This is a genomic window from Arthrobacter sp. fls2-241-R2A-172 (genome assembly GCF_030208885.1).
Taxonomy (GTDB): domain Bacteria; phylum Actinomycetota; class Actinomycetes; order Actinomycetales; family Micrococcaceae; genus Arthrobacter.
This window is the reverse complement of sequence record NZ_JARVTB010000015.1, coordinates 1-2109: the sequence shown is the minus strand read 5'-3', so window position 1 is coordinate 2109 and position 2109 is coordinate 1. Positions and strand designations below refer to the sequence as shown.

Genomic DNA, 2109 nt, shown 5'->3' with positions numbered 1-2109 from the left:
TGGCTAACCGGTCCTCTTAACCTTCCAGCACCGGGCAGGAGTCAGTCCGTATACATCGTCTTGCGACTTCGCACGGACCTGTGTTTTTAGTAAACAGTCGCTTCCCCCTGGTCTCTGCGGCCCACACCCGCTCACGGAGAGCAAGTCTCCATCACGGGGCAGGCCCCCCTTCTCCCGAAGTTACGGGGGCATTTTGCCGAGTTCCTTAACCATAATTCTCTCGATCGCCTTGGTATTCTCTACCTGATCACCTGTGTCGGTTTGGGGTACGGGCGGCTAAAACCTCGCGTCGATGCTTTTCTTGGCAGCATAGGATCACCGGATCCCCCCTTACGGGAGTCCCATCAGATCTCAGGATCGTGCTCGAAACACACAGGAACGGATTTGCCTATCCCTGACCCTACATCCTTAGACCGGGGCAACCATCGCCCGGCCCGGCTACCTTCCTGCGTCACACCTGTTAATACGCTTACCTCCCGGGATCAGGTCCCGCGCTCGGCCAAAACCCGGCACACCACAAGGGTGTACGGGCAGGCTCCGGGCGGTTAGTATCCCCCGCTTGGCATGGGCGGTTTTTCGCCGGTACGGGAATATCAACCCGTTGTCCATCGACTACGCCTGTCGGCCTCGCCTTAGGTCCCGACTTACCCAGGGCAGATTAGCTTGACCCTGGAACCCTTGATCATTCGGCGGACGGGTTTCTCACCCGTCTTTCGCTACTCATGCCTGCATTCTCACTCGTGTAGGCTCCACCGCTGGTTTCCACCGCGACTTCACTGCCCACACGACGCTCCCCTACCACTCCACACCCCTGAACCACGAAGGCTAGGGTACTGTGTGAAATCCACAACTTCGGCGGTGTACTTGAGCCCCGCTACATTGTCGGCGCGGAATCACTTGACCAGTGAGCTATTACGCACTCTTTCAAGGATGGCTGCTTCTAAGCCAACCTCCTGGTTGTCTTCGCAACTCCACATCCTTTCCCACTTAGCACACGCTTAGGGGCCTTAGTTGGTGGTCTGGGCTGTTTCCCTCTCGACTATGAAGCTTATCCCCCACAGTCTCACTGCTGCGCTCTGACTTACCGGCATTCGGAGTTTGGCTGACGTCAGTAACCTTGTAGGGCCCATCGGCCATCCAGTAGCTCTACCTCCGGCAAGAAACACGCAACGCTGCACCTAAATGCATTTCGGGGAGAACCAGCTATCACGGAGTTTGATTGGCCTTTCACCCCTACCCACAGCTCATCCCCTCCATTTTCAACTGAAGTGGGTTCGGTCCTCCACGACGTCTTACCGTCGCTTCAACCTGGCCATGGGTAGATCACTCCGCTTCGGGTCTAGATCACGCCACTACACTCGCCCTGTTCAGACTCGCTTTCGCTACGGCTACCCCACACGGGTTAACCTCGCGACGTAACACTAACTCGCAGGCTCATTCTTCAAAAGGCACGCCGTCACAACTACAAGGCTGCTCCGACGGATTGTAAGCACACGGTTTCAGGTACTGTTTCACTCCCCTCCCGGGGTACTTTTCACCTTTCCCTCACGGTACTGGTCCGCTATCGGTCATTAGGAAGTATTTAGGCTTATCAGGTGGTCCTGACAGATTCGCACGGGATTTCTCGGGCCCCGTGCTACTTGGGATACTCTCCAGGCGGCACAAAACATTACGGTTACGGGGCTCACACCCTCTCTGGCCGGCCTTTCAAGACCGTTCACCTATGCCTGCACATCACACCTCACCGGTCCGGCAGAACCAGCACGGAAAGTCCCACAACCCCGCCCATGCAACGCCCGCCGGCTATCACACATGGAACGGTTTAGCCTGATCCGCGTTCGCTCGCCACTACTAACGGAATCACTCTTGTTTTCTCTTCCTGCGGGTACTGAGATGTTTCACTTCCCCGCGTTCCCCCCACGCACCCTATGTGTTCAGATGCGGGTCACACAATCACCATGACAGCGTTGTGCGGGGTTTCCCCATTCGGACATCCTGGGATCAACGCTCGGTTATCAACTCCCCCAGGCTTATCGCAGATTCCTACGTCCTTCTTCGGCTCCTAATGCCAAGGCATCCACCGTGTGCCCTTAAAAACTTGACCACACA

General features: G+C 56.5%; 1 rRNA gene. It reads right to left on the bottom strand.

The window, feature by feature from the left end:
* A 23S ribosomal RNA gene (locus QRM57_RS18890) occupies positions 1-2104 on the bottom strand; the annotation flags it as partial.
* Between the last annotated feature and the right edge of the window lie 5 nt (positions 2105-2109).